This is a genomic window from Vibrio salinus, from assembly GCF_021272385.1.
GTDB classification, from domain to species: Bacteria; Pseudomonadota; Gammaproteobacteria; order Enterobacterales; family Vibrionaceae; genus Vibrio; species Vibrio salinus.
In genome coordinates this window covers 556,659-578,708 of the sequence record NZ_JAJSDZ010000010.1, presented here as the reverse complement: position 1 = coordinate 578,708, position 22,050 = coordinate 556,659, and the positions used below count along the sequence as shown (strand labels likewise).

Annotated in this window: 23 protein-coding genes; 9 read left to right on the top strand and 14 right to left on the bottom strand. The window is 41.5% G+C overall.

Annotated elements, in window-relative coordinates; genetic code table 11:
- Positions 1-32 precede the first annotated feature (32 nt).
- Positions 33-1,766, top strand: a complete 1,734-nt coding sequence (locus LRQ06_RS16040) for an EAL domain-containing protein (protein ID WP_232768058.1) — start codon at positions 33-35, stop codon at positions 1,764-1,766.
- Between the two features lie 10 nt (positions 1,767-1,776).
- Here LRQ06_RS16040 and LRQ06_RS16035 read toward each other — a convergent pair whose 3' ends face one another.
- From LRQ06_RS16035 to LRQ06_RS16025, 3 genes are all read right to left on the bottom strand, one after another.
- Entirely contained in the window at positions 1,777-2,793 is a 1,017-nt protein-coding gene (locus LRQ06_RS16035) for a nickel/cobalt transporter (protein ID WP_232768057.1), read from the bottom strand.
- Positions 2,794-2,820: 27 nt separating this feature from the next.
- On the bottom strand, positions 2,821-3,477 hold the full coding sequence (locus LRQ06_RS16030) for a DUF1007 family protein (RefSeq protein ID WP_308218838.1): 657 nt from the start codon (positions 3,475-3,477) through the stop codon (positions 2,821-2,823).
- Between the two features lie 141 nt (positions 3,478-3,618).
- Entirely contained in the window at positions 3,619-4,065 is a 447-nt protein-coding gene (locus tag LRQ06_RS16025) for a hypothetical protein (protein WP_232768055.1), read from the bottom strand.
- A gap of 154 nt (positions 4,066-4,219) precedes the next feature.
- Between LRQ06_RS16025 and LRQ06_RS16020 the strand changes: the two genes are divergently transcribed.
- Positions 4,220-5,914 (top strand): RluA family pseudouridine synthase, encoded by a 1,695-nt coding sequence (locus LRQ06_RS16020; RefSeq protein ID WP_232768054.1) that lies wholly within the window; start codon positions 4,220-4,222, stop codon positions 5,912-5,914.
- 153 nt (positions 5,915-6,067) lie between these two features.
- Here the strand turns inward: LRQ06_RS16020 and LRQ06_RS16015 are convergent, their stop codons facing one another.
- The 3 genes from LRQ06_RS16015 to LRQ06_RS16005 form a co-directional block, all read right to left on the bottom strand.
- Positions 6,068-6,274 (bottom strand): hypothetical protein, encoded by a 207-nt coding sequence (locus LRQ06_RS16015; protein WP_232768053.1) that lies wholly within the window; start codon positions 6,272-6,274, stop codon positions 6,068-6,070.
- Positions 6,275-6,487: 213 nt separating this feature from the next.
- The gene (locus LRQ06_RS16010; protein ID WP_232768052.1) at positions 6,488-7,051 is read right to left on the bottom strand and encodes an SOS response-associated peptidase; all 564 of its coding nucleotides are present in this window, start codon (positions 7,049-7,051) and stop codon (positions 6,488-6,490) included.
- Positions 7,052-7,148: 97 nt separating this feature from the next.
- Positions 7,149-7,502: an HAD hydrolase-like protein gene (locus LRQ06_RS16005; RefSeq protein WP_232768051.1), complete on the bottom strand. Its 354-nt coding sequence runs from the start codon at positions 7,500-7,502 to the stop codon at positions 7,149-7,151.
- 104 nt (positions 7,503-7,606) lie between these two features.
- On the opposite strand from LRQ06_RS16005, the gene LRQ06_RS16000 reads away from it, so the two are divergent.
- Together LRQ06_RS16000 and LRQ06_RS15995 are read left to right on the top strand one after the other, a co-directional pair.
- Positions 7,607-8,737 (top strand): threonine synthase, encoded by a 1,131-nt coding sequence (locus LRQ06_RS16000; RefSeq protein WP_232768050.1) that lies wholly within the window; start codon positions 7,607-7,609, stop codon positions 8,735-8,737.
- An 11-nt stretch (positions 8,738-8,748) separates the two neighbouring features.
- Positions 8,749-9,126, top strand: coding sequence for a RidA family protein (locus LRQ06_RS15995; protein ID WP_232768049.1), 378 nt, complete (start codon positions 8,749-8,751; stop codon positions 9,124-9,126).
- A gap of 12 nt (positions 9,127-9,138) precedes the next feature.
- Here LRQ06_RS15995 and LRQ06_RS15990 read toward each other — a convergent pair whose 3' ends face one another.
- Together LRQ06_RS15990 and LRQ06_RS15985 are read right to left on the bottom strand one after the other, a co-directional pair.
- Positions 9,139-9,975: a LysR family transcriptional regulator gene (locus LRQ06_RS15990; protein ID WP_232768999.1), complete on the bottom strand. Its 837-nt coding sequence runs from the start codon at positions 9,973-9,975 to the stop codon at positions 9,139-9,141.
- A gap of 465 nt (positions 9,976-10,440) precedes the next feature.
- Entirely contained in the window at positions 10,441-11,877 is a 1,437-nt protein-coding gene (locus LRQ06_RS15985; protein ID WP_232768048.1) for a pentapeptide repeat-containing protein, read from the bottom strand.
- A 470-nt stretch (positions 11,878-12,347) separates the two neighbouring features.
- Here LRQ06_RS15985 and LRQ06_RS15980 point away from each other — a divergent pair, with 470 nt between their 5' ends.
- Entirely contained in the window at positions 12,348-12,797 is a 450-nt protein-coding gene (locus LRQ06_RS15980; RefSeq protein WP_232768047.1) for a hypothetical protein, read from the top strand.
- A 112-nt stretch (positions 12,798-12,909) separates the two neighbouring features.
- A complete protein-coding gene (locus LRQ06_RS15975; RefSeq protein WP_232768046.1) occupies positions 12,910-13,083 on the top strand; it encodes an integrase in 174 nt (57 codons plus the stop codon).
- Between the two features lie 94 nt (positions 13,084-13,177).
- Here LRQ06_RS15975 and LRQ06_RS15970 read toward each other — a convergent pair whose 3' ends face one another.
- Positions 13,178-13,960, bottom strand: coding sequence for a hypothetical protein (locus LRQ06_RS15970; protein WP_232768045.1), 783 nt, complete (start codon positions 13,958-13,960; stop codon positions 13,178-13,180).
- Between the two features lie 442 nt (positions 13,961-14,402).
- Between LRQ06_RS15970 and LRQ06_RS15965 the strand changes: the two genes are divergently transcribed.
- A complete protein-coding gene (locus LRQ06_RS15965; RefSeq protein ID WP_232768044.1) occupies positions 14,403-15,308 on the top strand; it encodes an endonuclease/exonuclease/phosphatase family protein in 906 nt (301 codons plus the stop codon).
- A gap of 225 nt (positions 15,309-15,533) precedes the next feature.
- Here LRQ06_RS15965 and LRQ06_RS15960 read toward each other — a convergent pair whose 3' ends face one another.
- Complete coding sequence (locus LRQ06_RS15960; protein ID WP_232768043.1) at positions 15,534-15,884, bottom strand: DUF3147 family protein; 351 nt, start codon at positions 15,882-15,884, stop codon at positions 15,534-15,536.
- 242 nt (positions 15,885-16,126) lie between these two features.
- On the opposite strand from LRQ06_RS15960, the gene LRQ06_RS15955 reads away from it, so the two are divergent.
- A complete protein-coding gene (locus LRQ06_RS15955) occupies positions 16,127-17,050 on the top strand; it encodes an IS1595 family transposase (RefSeq protein WP_232766161.1) in 924 nt (307 codons plus the stop codon).
- 79 nt (positions 17,051-17,129) lie between these two features.
- Here the strand turns inward: LRQ06_RS15955 and tdh are convergent, their stop codons facing one another.
- Together tdh and LRQ06_RS15945 are read right to left on the bottom strand one after the other, a co-directional pair.
- Complete coding sequence (tdh, locus tag LRQ06_RS15950; protein WP_232768998.1) at positions 17,130-18,161, bottom strand: L-threonine 3-dehydrogenase; 1,032 nt, start codon at positions 18,159-18,161, stop codon at positions 17,130-17,132.
- Positions 18,162-18,201: 40 nt separating this feature from the next.
- Complete coding sequence (locus LRQ06_RS15945; protein ID WP_232768042.1) at positions 18,202-19,398, bottom strand: glycine C-acetyltransferase; 1,197 nt, start codon at positions 19,396-19,398, stop codon at positions 18,202-18,204.
- A 195-nt stretch (positions 19,399-19,593) separates the two neighbouring features.
- Between LRQ06_RS15945 and LRQ06_RS15940 the strand changes: the two genes are divergently transcribed.
- Positions 19,594-20,514 (top strand): LysR family transcriptional regulator, encoded by a 921-nt coding sequence (locus tag LRQ06_RS15940; RefSeq protein ID WP_232768041.1) that lies wholly within the window; start codon positions 19,594-19,596, stop codon positions 20,512-20,514.
- 67 nt (positions 20,515-20,581) lie between these two features.
- On the opposite strand, the gene LRQ06_RS15935 is transcribed toward LRQ06_RS15940, so the two are convergent.
- Together LRQ06_RS15935 and LRQ06_RS15930 are read right to left on the bottom strand one after the other, a co-directional pair.
- The gene (locus tag LRQ06_RS15935) at positions 20,582-20,941 is read right to left on the bottom strand and encodes a cytochrome b562 (protein WP_232768040.1); all 360 of its coding nucleotides are present in this window, start codon (positions 20,939-20,941) and stop codon (positions 20,582-20,584) included.
- A gap of 106 nt (positions 20,942-21,047) precedes the next feature.
- Positions 21,048-21,803: a phosphatase gene (locus LRQ06_RS15930; protein ID WP_232768039.1), complete on the bottom strand. Its 756-nt coding sequence runs from the start codon at positions 21,801-21,803 to the stop codon at positions 21,048-21,050.
- Positions 21,804-22,050: the final 247 nt, after the last annotated feature.

The window sequence follows — 22,050 nt, the reverse complement described above, 5'->3', positions numbered from 1 at the left end:
AAAATAGTTGCAATCACTCTTCCGGGCACACAATGACCACATTATCCAAATTAGCATTAACGCAGAAAAGTTTTATTACTGCGGTGCAAAGACAGTCCGATGCCCTTTATTACAACCACATATCCATTGTGGTAGTCTTTCTTATGACCTCAAAATCAAAGAAAACCACCAGAGAATTTCTGGAAGCCAGTCAGAATAATAAATTGATTTCACAAATTGGCTATATCCCGGACAACTATTTCTTAGCCTATATTGCCAGACCTGTCGGCCATCAGAATAAGGCCCGGACCATTCATCAAACCATCAATGAACTATTCAAAACACTGAAAATGCAGGCCCCATCGCTGAGTAAAGACATTTCCTCAAGTATTATGGGTATTTCTGTCGTTGGTCTGGACAGCCATAACATGCATCAGGCAGTCAATCATGCCCTGCAGGCCACACTGGATGGCAGCTTAAGTAAAAAACAACGCCTTAATTTTTTTGATTCAAAATTACAACACACAATAAAACGGCAGATCCTACTGGAAGAATTTGTAAAAACAGCCATCGAAAACAACCAGATTAATGTGGTTTTTAATCCTATTGTCAGTTGCCATAGCTGGGCCATTGAGGGGTATGAAGTACTGAGCCGTTTCAACAGCGAACCTTCATTAGATACCTCAACCCGGGAACTGGTCGATATCTGCGAAGACTTAGATTTAATTACGGAACTGGACTTACTCACATACCAGAAAGCATTAGATGAATTATCCGGTTACATAAAGAACAACGATTATTTTCTCAATATTAATATTTCAACAAACACCAGACAAAACTTCACGGAGTTTTTCAGCTGCATTAACTTGCTGACCGATCAATACAAGATGGACCGGCAAAAACTGGTGATAGACCTGAACCCATCCCGATCTTCCGTTGATCTGTCCGTTTATGAGGAACACCTGATAAAACTGACGACAAAGGGGACAAAAGTGGCTCTTGCGGACTTATCATCCGGCTTTGACCTGGGTGGAGAACTGGCAAAAGAAATCTATCAGTATCTGCGTCTTGATGATCGGTTTTGTCATAAATTTCATGAATCATCTGAATACTATCAGGTTGTAAAATTACTGGTGAAACTTTGCCATGATCTGAATGTTTTTGTCATTGTCGAAGGGGTCGATAATATTGAACAGGCCCGTCTTTTAACTTATCTTGGTGTGGATTACTTACAGGGCAGCATTTTTACTTTTCCGGTAAAAAATCATGAAGTAGAAACCTTACCAAACCGAATTAACAGTGTTGTTATGGACATTCTTAACAACTCACCGTCTCAGGAGGAGCATCTCGTCCCCCGGGAAAGAAAAACGACTACATCAGATAAAACATTAGGTCAACTGGCAAGAAAAGACTTACCCCGTCTGAACCCCGGCGACAAACTCTCTCTGGTTTATCAATATCTGAAAACCCCGTCCATTCAGGTTCTACCCGTCATTGTTGATAATGTATGTGTTGGCATTATCGATCAGGAAATACTGAATCTTCATATGACTCCTGCCATGGGAACTAAACTGGAAACCGTCAGAGAATCCAGAATCTGGAACAAACCGGTCAATACATTGATGGAAACAAATGTTCAATCTGCCGAATCCTCTTTAAGCCCTCAAGATTTAATAGATCTCATCCGTAACCAGAACGATGGCTTCCCTCTAATCATCACAGATCATGGCCGCTATACAGGCATTATCAGTGATCAGGACTTCATCAACTATCTTGTCTCCCAATAACCGGAAAGCTTTATCGGGCAAAAATAGGCGACATACCGAATACTCCCTGATTCATCAGAATCAGGCCAAACAAAATGAGAAGACAACCCGCCAATACTTTTAATATTAACCCCATATATGGTGGCCGATGCGTATGTGTTTTATCCGATAGATATACCTGAACTATTTTTTTACCGGAAACCGTCATAAAAGCAATACTTGAGGTAGTAATGGCAGTTCCCACCGCCATTAGAATGCTGCTCACTACCCCGACCCAGTACATATTGGCTAAATGTGCAAAAAACAGAATCAATAATGCACCAGTGCAAGGACGCAAACCGATACTCAGAATTAACGCTAAATATTCTTTCATACCGGATGCATTATTAATTTCCTCAGAACCAGCAACATGTTTGTGCCCACAGCTACAGACTTCGTTGTCGTGCATATGAGGATGAATATGAGTCTGATGATAAAAATGCCGGATAGCCTGAACGGCAATGTAAATGCCGATAGCAATAACACCAATGGCACTTGCATAGAAGAAATGCTGAACAGTCCCGTTGAGTTGGTGCATGGTCGAATGAAACAAAAACAGAAAAACGCTGACAAGCGCAATCGCAGTGAAAGCCTGCACCAACGCAGAAACAATCGTAATAAAAAAACCGGCCTTTAACTGTGCTTTGTGGGTTGCCAGATAAGTAGATACCACCACTTTTCCATGACCGGGACCAATTGAGTGGAAAATACCGTATAGAAAACTGATTTCCATCAGTGTACGCATCGCTTCCGGATTCTGATTCACCTGATACAGTAACTGGCTTAGCTGATCAACGATAGTTCGTTGCCAGCGAACACTTTCCATCAGAATATAGGGCCACTGAGACCAAATGCCGATAAGCACCATTACCACCCCAGCACAGACAACCAGAATCGGTAACCACGAGTTTCCTACATGATGCTCATGACTATGATGGTCGTGGCTGTGGTGGTAATGATCATGATGACATTCATGGTAATTCAACTTTTCTTTCTGAGCAGACGGCATATAAATATCCAGAACAAATGAATAAGACTAAGGTTTGCAGGTCAGTTCAATGGTTTGTGTGAACAGTTGCCCCAATGTATCGTCCGGATCGGCATCCGCAGGAATCGATAACGCGTAACTAACCTGACTAGGCGTAGGATGAGGTTCTAGTAATTTGGTTTTACAATGTGAATGCAAATTGTCAGTTAAAATAACGTCTTTGCCCGTTTTCCATGACATATCAACATAATAGGTAGGATCGAAAATTCTTAACTGCAGTTTATGACCATTAAATTTATAAGGCTTTGCCAGATTTAATCTGAATGTTAACGTGGCTTTCCCGGCTTTCGTTGTCAAAACCCCACTCTTCACTTTTTCATAACGGATCGGCTTACCTTTATCATAGAAATAGGTAAAGTAATGGGTCGTGAGCATATTATTAATGACAGAAAGCGCCAGCTTTTTAAGTGTTTTATCACGATGGTTTGGCGACATATCTTCTCCATCAAACAGATAAGCCGTCGTCATCGGATCAAATGACCAAATCATATTAAACCCAGTCAGCTCCTTTTGGTTCCCTTCTATGTAGGTCTTCATATCTATCCAGGAATGAGGATGAGCTAAAACGGAAACCGGGAAGAATAAAACAAACCCAAAAACATACTTTAACCCAAATATCCGCTTAAACCGGGAAGAGAAAAACACAGTACGACCTCAATCTAAAAACTTTCTACGTTATAACATCACACGAGATAGCTTTAGTCAAAATCTTGTTAATAGAAACCGTCAGTAACTATGAATGATTCCAATAACATCAGTCGTTGTTATTAATAACAGGGTGAACGTCTAAAAAACGGGTCCACTGAGGACATTCGCCTTAAACCAAGTCCACAGGCCAAATGAGAACCCCGGAAAAATATCAATACCCAACGCCGATTTTAAAAGATACAGAATAACGAGGACAAACAGGACAACCACAGTCAGTAGACCGGCGGCAATAAGCGTTCCTAAGCCATTGGCTATCCGTTTCTCTTTGCCAGTCAGGTGGCGACGGTTTTTGCCGAAAAGAAAGACAAAATAGTATCGCCAGCCAAGCATGGGAAAAGTAATCACGCCACGGCAGTCAATCTTATGATTTCCCCAGTTACGGGCACCGATGGCATTCCGGATATGCATAAGTTGCTCATCATTAAAGCTTTTCTGTACTGAATCCGGCATACGTTCCAGCATTCTCTGAATACCGGGATCATGACGAATATCTTCAGGAATGATTTGTTTAGCGCTGTCGGTCACTCAATACCTCGGATGCTATCCATTTAAAAAACTAAATTAACGTACTAGAAAACAAAGCAAAATTCTATAATAGTTTCATGACTTATAACATAATAAAGACATCTCAGGCACTTCACGTTATCATGGGGCCGTTTTTTTATTCCGACTTATTCACATGCCATTATCTCTTTCATCTTATTTTCGCCGATTCAGTCACTCCATTAGTGGCATCGAACTACCGGAAATGTTTACGTATCCCTTCTGTTACGAACCGCATCCGCTCTGTATTAAAGCAGCGGAACAGTTACAAGAAGAACTGACCCGGAAAAATTTGCTCGACGCCCATTATAAAACTCAGAGTCAGGAAGAATATGCTGGAAAAATGTTCGGAGTATTGATCGTCAAAGACTCAAACGGTGAATTGGGTTTTCTTGCCGGATTTTCAGGTAAACTGGCCGGTTCAAACCATTATGAAGGCTTTGTTCCTCCTGTTTATGATATTCTCGATCATGACAATGTCTTTCTGAAGGAGTCGGAACATATTAACCGGTTAAACACGTTAATTTCTGAACTTTCTGCTTCTCAGGAAGAACAACAGTTACAAACCCGGCTTGAACGTTGCCGGAAGAAAGCAGAAGCAGAAATTGCCGCTACTCAGCAGGATATGGTGAAAACGCGTAAAGCGCGCAAACAGGCACGGACTGAAGCGGAAACCCTGCCATCATCTGAACGTGACATCATCATCAACGAGCTTGCCAGACAAAGTATCGAAGAAAAGAAGGCCCTGGCAGCAACAAAACAAAAATGGCAGGAACAGATAACACAATATAGTGAAAAATTAGAGCTCCATCTGGAAGAAATAAGCCGGCTAAAAGAAGAACGGAAACAGCGTTCAAACCAGTTACAGCACAGCTTGTTCTCAAACTATAAACTGCTGAATGCGAATGGGCAGGAAGCCATTCTGATCGATCTGTTCAAAGATACCCGGTCACCGGTTCCACCCGCCGGTTCCGGCGAATGTGCTGCACCTAAGTTATTGCAGTTTGCCTACCGGCATAACCTGCTCCCTGTCACTATGGCCGAATTCTGGTGGGGTCATTCTCCCAAATCTGCCATTCGTAAACACAGGAAATTTTATCCTTCCTGTCAGAGTAAGTGCTTACCGATACTCACCCATATGTTGCAAGGGCTTACTGTCGAACCTAACCCGCTACAAACCGCTCCTGTCAGCGATAAAGATATCGATATCGTTTATCAGGATGATGCCATTGTCGTTCTCAATAAACCGGCAGAGATGCTCTCTGTTCCGGGTGTTCATATTCAGGATTCAGCCTTTCACCGGTTGAAAGAACGGTTAAAAGAACAGCTAAAAGAAAGTAACGAGGGGCCGTTTGTCATTCATCGGCTGGATATGTCTACTTCGGGTCTGCTAGTCTTTGCCCTGACCAAAAGAGCAAATAAAAATTTACAGAAACAGTTCATTTCCAGAAGTGTTGAAAAACGATACATCGCAGAACTGGAAGGACTGGTGATGGATAATAACGGTTACATCCGGCTACCTCTGGCCCCGGACTTTGATGATAAACCACGTCAGATCGTCTGTGAAAAACGGGGAAAAGCAGCAGAAACTTATTGGGAAGTTATCCGGCGTGATAAAAACAGAACGAGGCTTTATCTCTATCCAAAAACAGGACGAACACACCAACTCAGAGTCCATTGTGCTCATTACCTGGGACTGAATTCCCCTATGGTAGGCGATGACTTATACGGAGATAAAGCGAAACGATTACATCTGCATGCCGAAACATTAACTTTCGATCATCCCTATACTCACAAACGGCTCTCTTTTCAGATTGATGCCGAGTTTTAAATGATCAAATGATCAGTATCATACCGTGATTATTAAACACGACAAATTTTCATCCCAATTGAATAAGGATGAAAATAATTAATGAAAGTAATTACTAGTGTATGGAACAGCAGAATTGCTGCTCAGATGAAAGGAAAAAATAATCAGCGGTAATTAAACCACGACACACTTATCATTTTCTTCTTTAGTAACATCACTCCCTTCAAAATCAACCAACCTGACCTCTAGCGTTGCTCCGAAATATTTGATAACCGTTTTCGGATCATGTCCCTCTTTAATCTGCTCACTGAACAATTCTAATAAATCTGCGATAACTTCTCTTACAACCTGTTCTCCATTATCGATGAAAAAGTTATTCATTATGCAACCTATTTGCTATATTATTCCTGTTATAAAGTAATTATTCACAGAAGATATTGATTACATCAATATTTAGCATCAATACTCAACTGATCTCAGCATATTTACTCACAAAGAAATCGATTATTCAATTAAATTAGTGACTTCATTGCACCAATGATAAACAGGTCACTGTTTACTCAATTTTAATGTAAACGTTATCATTAAAATTCACTATGCTCTGTTAATTTTTATATCATCGGAAAATGGATTAATTAGCAACGGAAACACACGTTCTACCGGACCCGTTAACCATGTCATAACACAATCAGTTTCGATAAGCAGAGGCATTCGTTCATAATATTCCCGGCACTGATCATTGGATTCAGTGGTCAAAATAATCAATTTCGTCTTGTTTTCCAGTAAAATACCAGCCACATAAAACACATCATTATTACCCGGACTGAAACAGTATTTCTCCTTTTGTCCCTGTTCATCGACCCACTCATACCATCCACTGCAGGGAACAATGACCCTGGAGTTTTCAAAACCATCAATAAATGTTGCCTTAACAGAAACCGTCTCCGCCTTTGCATTGAAAATGACACTGTTTGTCCAGCCAGGCTGTATGCCCCAAATTAAATTACCCTGCTGCAACTGACCGCTCTTTTGCATCACACAGGCAACCTGTTGAGTCGGACGCAAATCCTGATTGGTATCGGTTTGAAAAGAGATGCCAAATTTATCACGAACAATATGGCACAGAGGATCACGAATAACACTAAGTCTGCCACACATAATTCAGGCCCTTTCTTATTATTCCTCTTTTAGTATAGGTAGTGATTAGACGGTATGGTGCTATTAAGACTGGCGTTTTTTGAAAATATAACAGAGGTTATAGGGTAATATTACTTAGCTCTTTAGTGGTGCTGAGTATCATAGACGGATTTTCAGATGACAATTCTTCATAACAGCCATATCCCCATAAGACACCGACGGATTTGAGTCCATTCCGGTTAGCTCCGATTAAGTCTGCATTTCGGTCGCCCACCATCACAGAACCTGAGCCAATAGATTTATCCGATAACAACCCTGACAACTGATGTACCTTGGTAATACCGACATCGCCACCATTTATGATGTCAAAGAGATGGTCAAGTTCAAACAATGCTAATATCCTTTCAGCGAAATCCTTTCTTTTCGTTGTGCCTGAGTCATACATATCATGGGAGCTCACCTCAATTTTCATTGATTCCAATTAGGAATATAACAATTGCCCACGTTTCGTTTATACAGCGTGCCAATCACTTGTAATGTCTAACCAAACGATACGGAACAGACATGAGGCGAACTATGAAATTTATCTGTAAGAGCTGCGGTAAAGAATACCTACCTATACCTGAATTAATTAGATGCACTTGTGGCTCAGCCCTTTGGGTTAAGCCTGAATTTTCTTTTAATAAGAGTAATTTGATTAAGAATGAACTATCAATATGGCGATATTCCAAAGCTTTACCAGTAAAAAAACATGAAGTTCAGGCATCTTTTAATGAAGTCATTACACCACTGGCTGATGCCGAAATATCTGGTATTCCGATTCTTGCAAAAATGGATTCATTACAACCAACTGGGTCATTTAAAGATCGAGGGGCTGCTATGGTCATCAATTACCTGAAAAAACAAGGAATAGATAGCATTGCTGAGGATTCTAGTGGCAATGGTGGCAGTGCCTATGCTGGGTACGCAGCTAAAGGGAAAATGAAGTGCAACATATTTGTGCCCGCAGGAACATCTTTAGGAAAAACCACACAAACCAGAGTTTATGGTGCAAACTGTATTGAAATTGAAGGGACAAGGGAAGATGTTGCCTTAGCAGCAATGAACAGCTCTAAAACACACGGAAGTTGCTACGTAGGGCATAATTGGCATCCATTATTTATTGAAGGAGTGAAATCTATTGCCTATGAAATCTGGGAACAATGTGGTTATAAAGCTCCGGACAATTTTGTGGCACCAGCAGGTAATGGTAGCCTGCTAGCTGGTGCATACCTTGGCTTCTCAGAATTATTAAAAGGTAGGGAAATAGACAAGATACCTCGTATCTTTGGAATTCAAAGTGAAGGTATTAAACCGTTTGTTCAGGTATTTAATGGTGAAGATATTGAGATAACATCATTGAACACTATAGCTGAAGGTATCAAGATTCAGCACTCATCTCGCCTGAAAGAAATCATTGAATTTGTTCAGCAGTCTAATGGCAGTTTCATTAGTGTTAATGAACAACAAATCCAATCAGCAATAGAAGAAATGGGGCAGCAAGGATTTTTTATCGAGCCTACATCGGCAACTGCGTTTGCGGGTATAGCTCGACTTTTAGAAACAGGAGAGATTGGCGCAAAAGACTTAACAGTTGGTGTGATAACTGGAAATGGTCTCAAAGCGACGAACTCTATTCAGCAACTATTCAGTAAATTAACCAATTGAGGGTATTAACGATGAGGTATATACAAACCAATAATGCCCTGAAACCTTCTGGGCACTACTCTCAGGCGATTGTTTGTAATAATTTAGCTTACGTTTCAGGCCAGCTACCAATCAACCCAGATACTGGGGGAAAAGTTACAGGAGATATTGAACAACAAGCCCGCAGGGTCTTAGATAATTTGGCGATTATTCTTGAAGACGCGGGATCGAGTATTGATAAGGTTCTAAAACTCGTTATCTATATTTCAGATGTCCATATGTGGGATACCGTCAATAGTGTTTGTGGCGAGTACTTTACGATTCATAAACCAGTACGGACAATCGTACCCACCAGAGACCTTCATTTTGGGCTAAAAATAGAAATAGATTGCATAGCTCTATGTGAATAGAACATTTTAACTCTATAGCGACACTTCAGATATAGTGTTTATGACTTTCTTAATGCGCTCTAACCGAAAGTTGTTTTGCCGTACACAGATGTAAATTGGTCTATATAGAGGGGCGAGCTCACCATACTTGTATAAATGACATTCTTCTATACTCAGTGCTTTTACTACTGAAAGTGGTACAAGGGCAGGCGCAGCTCCTTGCAATGCCAAGTGAGCTGCTGCTGTATACGAGTCTAGCTCCATCACGGGGCGTATTTTCAATTCTTCCAAGATGTCTGACTGGTAGGTGTTTGCGCTGTTAGTAAGATCGGTTGTGATTAACACGCCCGGTAACTCGTTTAACGGATCGCGGCTGACAATATAATATGGCTCATCAAAAAGGTGAATGCTTAACAGACCATGACCCGGAGGCAGGTACCCTGCGCATAATCCAAGAACGGCTTTCCCCGATTTCACATTTTCCACAATTCGTGGAGTATGGTTTGTCGTAATCGTTAAATTAGGATCATCATGAAAGCAATGTGTTAAGGCGTGGCTGAAATACCCGGCAACCAGCGTTTCTGAGCAGTCGATACGTAGCAGAGAATCACTGGCTAGCACCTGCTGTTCGTATATTTGCCCGCATAACTCACTGAATGTTGGACTGATGTTCTCAATCAACACTTTCGCCTCTGCCGTCAGCATAACGTAACGGCCATCTGGCTCGACTAATTTCTTCCCCAGACGCTTTTCTAATTTGGTTATACGCTTACTGACGGCGGATTGGCTAAGATACAGTACGCTTCCCGTACGGCTCATCGTTTTCTCTTTACTCAGTACGAGAAGTGTTTCAATGCCTTCAAGCAACATATATTGACCAATGAAAAAAGAGAATGATTGTTCCAGTCTATGCTTTTTCAATATGGGTTGCAAAACAGGCCAATGGGATAGGTTCAGGTATAAACGAATAAATAACCCATAAATTATTTTATGGAAACTAAAATAATTTATAATACCTTTAACTGCATTGATTCATATTTAAATTTTACTTATAAAACAACAAAATAAATAGTATATATACTAATTGAATATAAGTTTTCTCCTCATCATAGCTAGGTTCTTTTTTGATTTTCCTGAACATCTGAGAGACTTTATCAAAACAAAAGTGCAGAGATATGGATATCAAAAAAACGATTAACACGGATGACGACGAAACAGCAGAAACGGCATTTTGTTTATAACAACGCCGTTTCTGCTGAAGTGCTTACTTTCCGTATCAATTCTGTCAGATAAGTCCGTGTTTGGGTGGTGATAGGATGACGGCATGTCGATCAGTTACCTTAACCGGAACTTATTCCTAAGCCCCAGACCGATAAGAAACATAAACAGAAAAGACAACCCACTCAGCAATGAACTCATAACGCCATACCTTGCTGACAGGTTTAGCTCTTTGCGTACTTCGGCCGCATCAAGACCAATACCACCAAGAAAGGGTATCGCCTTGCTCAGCGATACCGTTGAGGCCAAATAAAGAATATCCCGGGTATTGCCCTCCAACCGGTGACAATCTACCGTACAAGCATCTGGAACAACATTGCTTGAAAAAGGATGCCAGTTTTTTGCTTCTATTGTATTGGATTCATGCATTGTTAAAGCAATAAGTATGAAAACCACTAACAAAAAACCTAAAACAGGTTTAATAATGGACTGACCATAAGAACTGCAGGTCGAAAATAGCCAATCAAGTAAACCGGCCCCAAAAGGTTTTATGAAATGAAATATGGAAAAAACATCCGAATAAGAGGGCCAGAACCAACGGGCAGCACGCATTTCATCAGCATGAAAGCGCAAAGCAGATTTGTAGTCTTTATTATGTTCGGCAATCTCTTTTAATCTGCAAAGACGCTCAGCCTGCTTACTGGCATCGGTGAACCATTTTCGCTTAAAGGAACACTTCAGGCCAGTGAGAACAAAGTGGTTCGTGGTTTTGGTGCCAACAAAATCAGGAATAAAAGGAAGTACTTCCCGTGTTGAAAATTCCACGCTACTTTTAAAAGAAGCAAAACGAAAGCTAATGGATGTGCACCCTTCACTGATAGAAACATCCTTGAAACCGACATGTCCACCAAAATTTGCATTATCAAATGTCACCTCCCCATGACCGAATCGGGCCATCTGAAAGCTCACATTCCCATGACCAAATTCGGCACCCGTGAAGAACACATTCCCATCACCAAATTCAGCTTCAAAGAAACTTACCTCTCCGCCACCAAATTCACTATTCCTGAAACTAACGACTCCCTCACCAAATTTTATCCCCCGGAAATCGACCTCTCCACCTCCAAATTTAGAATTCGAGAAATCCACCTTTCCCTCACCAAATTCAGTACACAAGAAACGCAAATCTCCGTATCCGAATTTAGTCCCTCTGAAATCGACCTCCCCACTTCTAAATTCTGCAAAGCTGAAATCAACTTCCCCATAATTTGGAAACTCAAATCCGAAAAAAGAAACCGTTGCCCCACTGTCAAATATCACTTCTTTAAAAGAGATATCGGCTTTAGGCTGCGATTGACACCAGTCATTCCATTTTTCACGGCCACACCGCCATAGGTCTAGAGCGACTTCACCTTCAAGAATAAGATGGTCGTTACCCGCCCATTCTCGCCAACGCTCTCGGTCTGCAAACCAAAGACTCATGGCCTCATGAGTAACAATGAGATTTTGATTCTCATTGAAGTTTCTTATTGGAAGTGTCGTATCGGCTGTCATGGTATGGGCTCGGTTTACTCTCTGATTTTTATACAATCACAACAAAACTGGTCACGCAATAGATTTAGCATAGAATCATTATCTCATTGTATTAATTTTATAATTCATTGGGTTATTGCCGTCTTATAAATAGAAATTGAGACCGTTGCGGGGCTTTATACCCAAGCAACCTGAAGATGCGGTGTTCAGTGAGATTTGTTCGGGCTTGAAACAAGGCGCTGATTTGAAAACATAGTCGTTCTACGTTGAGAATCAGTAACGCTGGAGCAAGCCCGGACAAACTCACCCGCAGGGCACCAGCCGAAACGCACATTTCTGCTGGCGCTGAATCATGCATCTTCAGGTCGTTTGGGTATAAGTACGAATAATAATCATACAAATTAAGATAATTACACATATAATAAGCCTCTTTTTTGTCGGGAGAGGCCAAAATAAGGCACGACCGCCTCTTCTGAAATACAGGGACTATCATGAAAAAGCGATTTTTACTATTACTGTGTGCATCCTCTTTGTTTGGATGTGCAAATATGCATAAGTTAGACTCGAAAAATCAAGGGAAACACATAGAACTCGCGAGAGATCTGACAAGAGCGAGATCAACCGGGGTCGCGGGTATAAAGGGTTTATTCCCAATAACGTGGATTGAAGGGGTCTTCTCAGGAGAGTATGTCGCAGAAGGGCAGGATGCAGAAGGAATTTATTACTGGAATACCAAATGTTGCATTGCGATGGAAAAGAGAGGAAAAATGTTTGCATCAATGCACGGTTGGGATTGTGGTATTTGGGTTCCGAATGACAAAAATGACATAGTTAGAACCTATTACCATGATAATGAATCGCCATTTAGCTATATAGGCTGGTTTGTAGACTTCACATACCAGCAATTTGAATTATCTCTAAAGCAAGCACCTACAGAATAAAGGGAACGATTCTTTAGCGGGAATTTCTTACAAAGAGCGCATCGCCAATTTAATTCCGTCAGCCATTAATGCTTTAAAGCTCAGATGAAGCTAACATACCTACGCCAGTTGGATGATCACGCGTGCAAATGTCAACGTCAGCTATCTTGCCCAACAAATGGGCCATGCCAACATCACCATGGTCGCCAAAGTCTACGGAAAATGGCTGACGGAATCGAATAAGAAAGAATCCGATCGGGTTTGGCATGAGCTGCAAAAAGTGTCCAGTCTGGAGAAAGGGCGGTAAAGGCCGAGAGAGCCAATTTCTCCCGGCTCATTTATGGACATTTTTGACTTACGATTATTAGATGAAGTTTACCTTTCGGATAACCTCTATTTATCTAATGTCCCGTAAAGAGCTTACTAATAATAGGAGCGATTAGCGTTGCAAAGCATGTCGCAATGGCGACAAAGAATATTTGCTTATGACGACGTTGTTCTGTAAATAATTCTTGATGAGTTAAGTAAATCTTGGGGTTAATGTCAAATGGGAGTGATGGAATTTCACCAGTACCACCAGATAGATCGCCTGACTGCACTAGGGCATCCATCAATCTACCGTATTTCTCTTCAATAATCTTAGCTTTAGGGTGTTTAATACCCATCTGACTTAGATACCCGAAGTAAGGGTAAGCATATGTTACCAACGTGCTGGGTGAAACACTCTTACCACCATGCTCATTCTGGTATTCTATTATCTTGACTATTAACTTATAAAGGTCGGTTTGATCCAAAAGGCACCATGCTTTTACACGGTTAATTGAACTTAACCATACTACGCGATAAAACATTTTACCCCATTTAACCAACTTACGGTCTAAAAAATAAAACTGATATAACCCATTGTATTTAAATTGATGTTCACTGTTATGAACGGTAATAAACCAATCATCGTTATTTATTAGATCTACATTAACTCTTTCTTGCTTGGGATTATCACTAGTACCGACTTCATAGCTAACAATTCTCTCACTTATTAGAATTTCAGTGATGCTATAGCCATATGAATCTTTGTCAAAATCGAGGCATGCAAGACATATATATTTTTCACATGGTGCCTGTAAAAGTGGACTTAATTGATATTTACTCAGTTTTTCTAGGGCTCTATTTTTCAATTGAAACATATTTCCTCCAATCTCAGGCCGTTGATAACACATTAAACAATTGGCCTATCACAGTCAAAAGCATTCTCTCCCAAGGTCTGGCAAACCTTATATCCATAAATGATTAAATTAGTTATCCCTTTCTAAGAATTAGGGGAAATAGGTCAAAAATCTCTGACTAGAGAAGCTGCGAGAAATGACTCTAAGAGGGAAAGGGGCAGAATGTTTCAGCCAGAGACGGCTGAAACGAATCTGGACAGAAATGAGCTAGCGGGTCTATTTTAAGTAGTCGTTTCAAATTAGAAAAATAGGTCTTAATTCAAGATAACTGACGAATAAAACCTGTTCAGTAGGCTCAATTTAGTTTCTGTTTACTACCAATCCGTTGATAAAGATCAACTAATTTTGGCAATGATTGCTTATTTAAGGCCTACCATTACTGTACTTACTGTATGGAGGCCTTATGAAAAAATTTTTATTTATCCTTTTATTTGTCCCTTTACTGACTTTTGCTGAGCAACTGCGAATAGCTACTTGGAACATGGAATGGCTGGATCAAAACTCAGCTCGTCCAGAATCACTTCGTACTCGTGCTGATTATGCGGTTATGCACGATCTTTCAGAACAGTTGGCGGCTGATATTATTGCCTTTCAAGAAGTTGCTGATCAAGCTTCATTGACCAAAGTACTAGATAAGTACCAGTACAAAATGGAGTTCTCTACTAGAAAAGATGAGGTAGAACAAACCTCTTCACCAATGAAATGGCACCAGTTCGTCGGCTTAGCTATACGGAAAGGGATTAGTTACGAACGTAATCCAGATCTAACAACTTTAGACGTTAGAGACGACAAAAAGTTACGTTATGGCGTTGATGTTACGATACTTAAAAATAATAAACCTGTGATAAGAGTTCTTTCCGTTCACCTGAAAAGTGGCTGCTTTTACCAAGATAGGAACCATAGGGGATGTGAAAAACTGGCTGAGCAAGTTTCAAAGTTAGAACTGTGGATTGATGCTAGAGCTACCGAAAATATTCCATTCATTGTACTTGGAGACTTTAATCGTCAGCTTACAGGCTATAAGGATTGGTTTTGGAAAGAGATTGATGATGGTGACCCCGCTGGAATGAAGCTATATTCTGCTGCAGGAAAAGATAAAAGCCGTTGCCAGTCAAAAACATATGATATAGAAAATCACAGTTGGTCTTTAATGCGTTATGAAAACTATATTGATCATATTGTTCTGGATGAACAGGCAATAGAACTGATGGTTCCCGAGTCGTTCAAGCAGTTTTTATATCATCAAGATGATGTTATGAACCTGAACCTATCAGACCATTGTCCTATTCGAGTGACACTACAGCTTTAGCGAACTTTCAGTGCCCGCAGCACATCCTATCCTTGTTGTTGTGTTTCCGTTAGCTTTGAAACAGTGAGAACAGGGCTAACGGCTTTATGTTATCACTATGATATGGCCATCGTCTCTAACTGACTTTGGGGCAAAACCTTGTTAGCCAGAAACGATTTGAACACCCCACGTACCCGAACACTTCCGGCTCAGGCTTTCACTATAACTTGAATCATTCAGATGAGTTTATGAAAGCCTAATACCAAACTGTCTCACGATCACAGCTACAATCGCAAAACAAACGATGGAAATAACAGCGCAGGTTCCTAACGACACCCAGAATGAGTACCGGTTTAACAAGAAGGGAAAAATTAAAAACATAGGTAAGGTCGGCAGAACATACCAAAACGTATAATAAGCGTGATTTGCAAGTTTCTCCTGATCTTGCCCCTCGATATACATCCAGATCAGCACCAGAATAGTAACCGTAGGTAACGCTGCTATTAATGCCCCAATCCTATCACTTCTTTTGGCCACTTCTGAAACTAAAACAACAATTCCAGCAGTGATTAAGTATTTTGTTAAAATCCAAATCATGATGCGGCTCTTTCTTAGTAATCAGTAATGACAGCCCTATTTCAACCTGCCAGATCTAATTACATCTTAGCAAACCGTACATTGTTATAAGTTGGTGATATTTTTCTTGGGGCTAAATTGGGGCTTTTTTTGGGGCTAAATTAGGTCAAAACTTCCATTTCACTGTTTATCCACGGCTCTGATCCATTTGTGTGTTGTTTGACTATACTTATAACAAGTATTCAAACCAACGAGCGTTCATTATGAATACAGAAGAGTTTAATGAACTAACTGAAGAAATTAATACACTCAACTTCCCCCAACTTAAACGATTACGACACAAAATCGAATCTCTGATTTCCAGCAACCAAGTTGGTAAAGCTATTGCTGACAAAGAAGAGCATATATCACATTGTCCATATTGTGGAAGTCCTGAATTTACTAAGCATGGAACCACAGCACGAGGTCAGCAACGTTATAAATGTAAGGGGTGTTCTCGCACGTTTAATTCATTAACTGGCACTCCATTGGCGAGACTGAGAATGCAGGGGAAATGGCATCAATATTCTGAAGGTATGTGGTTAACCACTAAACTTCGGGGGGCAGCAAAAGAACTGGGTGTTAATGTCAAAACCGCATGGCTATGGCGTCATCGTTTATTAGCTGCGCCTTGTAAACATAAGCCCTCCGAGCTGCATGGGATCATTGAGGCAGATGAAACCTTTATTAATGAGTCATTCAAAGGCTCTAAGAAAATGCTTCGAGAGCCACGCAAGCGTGGTGGTGGAGACGTCCCCAAAGTACCAATATTTCTAGCATTAGATCGAACGGGCGTAGTTACTCATCAAGTATTAGAACGTGATACAAAAGAACAATTAAAACAAGCATTAATACCAGTTCTAACACCACAAAGCGTACTTTGTACCGACGGTAATATCAGCTATAAAAGTATCATAGAAGATTTACCATTTGAGATAGACCACAAACGCCTAATTACACTGGATAAGAAGAGGGTAATTGAAGGGATATACCATATCCAAACACTCAATAACTGGACGATGCGTTGGAAAGCATGGTTAGCACAGTTTCGAGGGGTTGGAACAGCTTATCTGGACAATTATTTAACTTGGTTTAGACAAATGGAATGTGCAGAACAAAATGAAAGTTGGGTAGTTTTGGCTTTATAACCACACACAAATGGATCAGAGCCTTATCCACACATAGGTAGGAGAATCAAAAAACGCCCCTTTCGGAGCGTCTTAAATTTTATTCCCAATCGAGTATCACTTTCCCAGAAGCCCCGCTACGCATGGTGTCAAAGCCTTTTTGGAAGTCGTCAATTTTGAAATGATGGGTGATAATTGGCGTCAGATCTAAGCCGGATTGGATGAGCGATGCCATTTTATACCAGGTTTCGAACATTTCTCTTCCATAAATCCCTTTGATTATCAGACCTTTAAAGATAACCTGATTCCAGTCGATTGCCATATCGGAAGGTGGGATCCCTAACAGTGCAATCCGTCCGCCATGATTCATTTCTTCCAGCATAGACTGAAAAGCCGCCGGAACACCTGACATTTCCAGACCCACATCAAAGCCCTCGGTCATATTCAGCTCTTTCATGACCGCTTTCAGATCGTCTTTGGCTACGTTAACGGCCCGGGTAACCCCCATCTTTCTCGCCAACTCCAGGCGATACTCGTTCACGTCCGTAATCACAATATGACGGGCACCAACATGTTTGGCAACGGCAGCGGCCATAATACCTATCGGGCCGGCTCCCGTAATCAGCACATCTTCACCAACGAGATCAAACGACAACGCCGTGTGAACCGCATTGCCGAAAGGGTCGAAAATAGAGGCTAAATCATCCGAAATTTCATCCGGAATTTTAAAGGCATTATAAGCCGGAATCACCAGATACTCCGAAAAGGCACCGGTACGATTGACTCCCACACCAATGGTGTTGCGGCATAAGTGAGTACGTCCACCCCGGCAGTTACGACAGTGCCCACAGGTAATGTGGCCTTCGCCCGAGACCCGGTCACCGATGCTATAACCACGAACTTCCTGGCCGATTGCCACCACTTCGCCCACATACTCATGACCGACTACCATAGGAACCGGAATGGTATTCTGAGCCCAATGATCCCAGTTATAAATATGAACATCTGTTCCGCAAATAGCCGTTTTCTTTATCTTAATCAAAAGATCATTATGGCCGATCGCTGGCATATCAACATTGGTAAGCCAAATGCCTTCCTCTGGTTTCAGCTTTGATAAGGCTTTTATTTTCATCACACTCTCAACCTGTTCGTTCAATACCGGTACTTATCGCTTACGCGATAATGCCCATGTCTTTACCAACTTCGATAAACACATCAATGGCACGATCCAGTTCTTCTCTGCTGTGAGCAGCCGACATTTGGGTACGGATACGAGCCTGACCTTTCGGTACCACCGGGTATGAAAAACCGATGACGTAAACGCCTTTTTCAAGAGCCCGGTCAGCAAATTCAGCAGCAACTTTGGCATCTCCCAGCATAATAGGAATAATCGCATGATCCGCACCGGCTAATGTAAATCCGGCCTCACTCATTCGGGAACGGAAATGTGCAGCGTTTTCCCACAGATGCGTTCTTAAATCGCCACTTTCAGCCAACAAATCAATCACACGAATAGACGCTGCCACAATGGCCGGGGCAACAGAGTTAGAGAACAGATACGGACGGGAACGCTGACGCAACCACTCAATCACCTCTTTTTTACCTGAAGTATAACCGCCAGAAGCACCGCCCATGGCTTTACCCAGTGTGCCGGTGATGATATCAACCCGGTCTATCACATTATGATACTCATGAGTTCCGCGCCCGTTTTCCCCCATAAAGCCAACAGCATGAGAGTCATCCACAACAACCAGTGCATCGTATTTTTCTGCCAGATCACAAATAGCCGGAAGGTTCGCAACAATACCGTCCATAGAGAAAACGCCGTCCGTAACAATCAGTTTATGTCGGGCACCGGCGTCATCCGCCGCTTTTAACTGTTCCTCAAGTTCTTCCATATTATTATTGGAATAACGGAAACGCATGGCTTTACACAAACGCACACCATCAATGATTGAGGCATGATTTAATGCATCCGAAATAATGGCATCTTCTTTATCCAGGATCGTTTCAAACAATCCGGCGTTGGCATCAAAACAGGAGCTGTAGAGAATAGTGTCTTCTTTGCCAAGAAATGCCGACAGCTTTTGCTCTAATTCTTTATGAGCATCCTGTGTACCACAGATAAAACGGACAGACGCCATACCGAACCCATGCTCATCCATCCCTTTCTGGGCAGCTTTAATCAGCTCGGGATGATTTGCCAGTCCCAGGTAATTATTGGCACAAAAATTAAGCACTTTCTCGCCGGAGAGAATGTCAACTTCCCCTTTCTGAGCGGACGTGATGATACGTTCTGACTTATACAGTCCTTCTTCTTTAACGGTTTCAATCTGCTGCCCGATATGCTGATAAAATGCTGATGACATAATCTGAATCCTTTATTGTTATTCTGAACGTGTAAATCTGAAGCTAAGCTCTTTATCCATATTTACACTGTAAACATTTTTAATTGTAGTCAGTGTAATCGATGGACGGGGAAGGGATTATCCCTATAATAGGAAAATCATTCGTGAATGAAATTCATAAATAATTAATATTATAAAACGGTGCCATAATCTGATATGTCTCAGACAAAATTAATTAGCTTATTACCTGATCTCGCTGTCTTCATTCTTATTGTTCAGGAAGGCAGCTTTACCGCAGCCGCCAAAAAGCTCGATAACACACCATCCGCGTTAAGTAAACTGATTACCCGGCTGGAAAAAGCCCTGTCAGTAAAGTTGTTTGAACGGACGACCCGCAGTCTGGTCATTACTCAGACGGGGCAGAAAGTCTATGAACAAAGTGTGATTATGGTGAACGCCGCCCAACAGGCAATTGAAGTATCAATGGCGGATCATCAGAAACCTTCCGGCTCACTCACAGTATCAGCACCGGAAGCGTTTTTATTCTCAGTTCTGCAACCTTTTGTTATCCCTTTCTTACAGAAATATCCGGACATTCAGCTCAAGCTACGGGCGGTTGATGGTAAAGTCGATCTGATCAGAGACAATATCGATGTCGCGTTCCGGCTGACTGATAAACCCGACGAGAAATTAGTGTTAAAAGAGATCTGTAAAACCAATTTGGTTCTCTGCGCCAGCCCCGACTATCTGAACCGTAGAGGAGAGCCGAAACACCCGGAAGAATTAAGTGAACACGATTGTCTGTACCTTGCCGAAACCGCAAAAGATAACCTCTGGACATTCATTCAGAATGACTCCATTTTTTCTGTTGAAGTAAGTGGTCGCTACGCTCTAAACCATTCTCAAATGCGGCTCAACGGAGTAAAAAGCGGGCTGGGTATCGGAATTTTTCATGACTTCGTAGTGAAAGATGCCATTGAGTCCGGCGAGGTTATCAGAATTCTTGAACCCTGGATGATACAAAGCAACTATCACGGTGCCATTGTCATGCAATATGCCCAGACCCGGTATATGCCGGTCAGGTTAAGAGTCTTTATCAACTTTATGGCATCCAGACTAAAAGAGCGCTTTACGTAAATAAACCGTAAAACGCTCTTACCGAACACATTGTATTAAAAAATTAGATGCATTAAGGAATAAGTGACTATCTTAATTTTCTGTGGAATTCGCGACGAACCATATCCACATTTTTTAACTCAGATTTAGCTTGCTTTAAATCGCCCTTATCCAGAGCCATTTCCACTTTGTCGAGAGCCACGGAAAGCTTCTGGTAACCGTCCTGAAAAGTCGCTTCTTTTTTCGGTGGATACTCCAGTTTTTTCGCCTGCTCAACCAGATCATCAAATTTCATCACGGCGGCTTTCATTTCATCAACGGAGGACGCATTAGCGGCATCCCGGAACTCCGTCTTGAAACCGTGCATGAGAACACCCAAATCATCATCATGAGCATAAATGTTTGCCGACAGTAGCGCTGCTGCAATTAGTACCAGTGTTTTTTTCATTTTTATTACCTTATTCCTTTTTTATCAGAACCCGTTAACAGGATCTGTGCTGACTGTTATAAGAATTGTTTCTGGTAGAATAGCCGATTTTATAGCTATTGTAGAACTAAATAAGGTCAAAAGCGCCATCAAACTCAGAAATTCTGTTTCTACCCCGAAGTAACAGAAAATCAAGAAACTGTTTTTCGCTGTGCGTAATAACCTGCTCAGGCGCAATGCCCACTTTCGTTAATAACTGCCTTGTCTTATCAAACTCACCAATTGATTCACAAAAATGTGCGTCTGTTCCTGTGGTAATATAGGCACCATATTGTTTTGCCACATCAATAATCTCATAACAGCGGTCAATACTTCCACGCCGGCTGTGACCCAATAGCGTACTATTATTAATTTCCACAGCCACATGATTGTCAGCAGCAGCTTTAATCACTGCGTCAAAGTCAAAATCAAAATTAGGATTACCCAAATGCCCCAACGCATCCACCAGCCCGTTACTTATGACTTTCAATAACGCATCGGTATGCTCTTTAGGCGTCGAAGGTGTAAACACCGGCTCATGAAAACTGCTTATCACCCAGTCGAGATGCTTTAGCGCATCCGGGGGGAGATCTATCTCTCCATTCACGTTTAATAAATTGGCTTCACACCCACGAATAATTCCTACACCTTCCAAAAAACGGGGCAAAATTTTCTGATTCGCAAAAAACCAGTAGTGAGGGGCTCCCGGCATGCTTCCCGCGTGATCTGTCGTACACAGGATCGACAATCCCCGGGATTTCGCTGATTTTGCATTCTCAATAATCGTACTGTAAGCATGCCCACTGGCATAAGTATGCGTATGAGTGTCGACCACTAACCTCATTATGTTTCCTCCGTCACTGATTTAAGAAAAGTTCTACGACGTAATAGCTTAGATACTATCATTTATTTATTACTGTATGAAAACACTTACAACTAACAGTCTCTAGGGTCTGTTGACCTTTGATGGTTGATTTTTGTTCACTCTGAACGGGTGTTGATCGCTGCGCAGGGCATGTAGCTTAGTCATTCTAACCAAATGACCTGCAACAAAGAGCAAAGCCAGTTCAGATGAACCCTTCGGGCAGCGT

What these genes read in the sequence shown, in the direction of transcription:
- LRQ06_RS16020 (WP_232768054.1), top strand. Translation starts at nt 4,220, where the DNA reads ATGCCATTATCTCTTTCATCTTATTTTCGCCGATTCAGTCACTCCATT.
- LRQ06_RS15935 (WP_232768040.1), bottom strand. Translation starts at nt 20,941, where the DNA reads ATGAAAAAAACACTGGTACTAATTGCAGCAGCGCTACTGTCGGCAAAC.
- LRQ06_RS16005 (WP_232768051.1), bottom strand. Translation starts at nt 7,502, where the DNA reads ATGAAAATTGAGGTGAGCTCCCATGATATGTATGACTCAGGCACAACG.
- LRQ06_RS15930 (WP_232768039.1), bottom strand. Translation starts at nt 21,803, where the DNA reads ATGAGGTTAGTGGTCGACACTCATACGCATACTTATGCCAGTGGGCAT.
- LRQ06_RS15970 (WP_232768045.1), bottom strand. Translation starts at nt 13,960, where the DNA reads ATGTTTCAATTGAAAAATAGAGCCCTAGAAAAACTGAGTAAATATCAA.
- LRQ06_RS15995 (WP_232768049.1), top strand. Translation starts at nt 8,749, where the DNA reads ATGAGGTATATACAAACCAATAATGCCCTGAAACCTTCTGGGCACTAC.
- LRQ06_RS16040 (WP_232768058.1), top strand. Translation starts at nt 33, where the DNA reads ATGACCACATTATCCAAATTAGCATTAACGCAGAAAAGTTTTATTACT.
- LRQ06_RS15940 (WP_232768041.1), top strand. Translation starts at nt 19,594, where the DNA reads ATGTCTCAGACAAAATTAATTAGCTTATTACCTGATCTCGCTGTCTTC.
- LRQ06_RS16035 (WP_232768057.1), bottom strand. Translation starts at nt 2,793, where the DNA reads ATGCCGTCTGCTCAGAAAGAAAAGTTGAATTACCATGAATGTCATCAT.
- LRQ06_RS15945 (WP_232768042.1), bottom strand. Translation starts at nt 19,398, where the DNA reads ATGTCATCAGCATTTTATCAGCATATCGGGCAGCAGATTGAAACCGTT.
- LRQ06_RS16015 (WP_232768053.1), bottom strand. Translation starts at nt 6,274, where the DNA reads ATGAATAACTTTTTCATCGATAATGGAGAACAGGTTGTAAGAGAAGTT.
- LRQ06_RS15960 (WP_232768043.1), bottom strand. Translation starts at nt 15,884, where the DNA reads ATGATTTGGATTTTAACAAAATACTTAATCACTGCTGGAATTGTTGTT.
- LRQ06_RS15975 (WP_232768046.1), top strand. Translation starts at nt 12,910, where the DNA reads ATGATCACGCGTGCAAATGTCAACGTCAGCTATCTTGCCCAACAAATG.
- LRQ06_RS15985 (WP_232768048.1), bottom strand. Translation starts at nt 11,877, where the DNA reads ATGACAGCCGATACGACACTTCCAATAAGAAACTTCAATGAGAATCAA.
- tdh (WP_232768998.1), bottom strand. Translation starts at nt 18,161, where the DNA reads ATGAAAATAAAAGCCTTATCAAAGCTGAAACCAGAGGAAGGCATTTGG.
- LRQ06_RS15980 (WP_232768047.1), top strand. Translation starts at nt 12,348, where the DNA reads ATGAAAAAGCGATTTTTACTATTACTGTGTGCATCCTCTTTGTTTGGA.
- LRQ06_RS16000 (WP_232768050.1), top strand. Translation starts at nt 7,607, where the DNA reads ATGAAATTTATCTGTAAGAGCTGCGGTAAAGAATACCTACCTATACCT.
- LRQ06_RS15955 (WP_232766161.1), top strand. Translation starts at nt 16,127, where the DNA reads ATGAATACAGAAGAGTTTAATGAACTAACTGAAGAAATTAATACACTC.
- LRQ06_RS15990 (WP_232768999.1), bottom strand. Translation starts at nt 9,975, where the DNA reads ATGTTGCTTGAAGGCATTGAAACACTTCTCGTACTGAGTAAAGAGAAA.
- LRQ06_RS15965 (WP_232768044.1), top strand. Translation starts at nt 14,403, where the DNA reads ATGAAAAAATTTTTATTTATCCTTTTATTTGTCCCTTTACTGACTTTT.
- LRQ06_RS16010 (WP_232768052.1), bottom strand. Translation starts at nt 7,051, where the DNA reads ATGTGTGGCAGACTTAGTGTTATTCGTGATCCTCTGTGCCATATTGTT.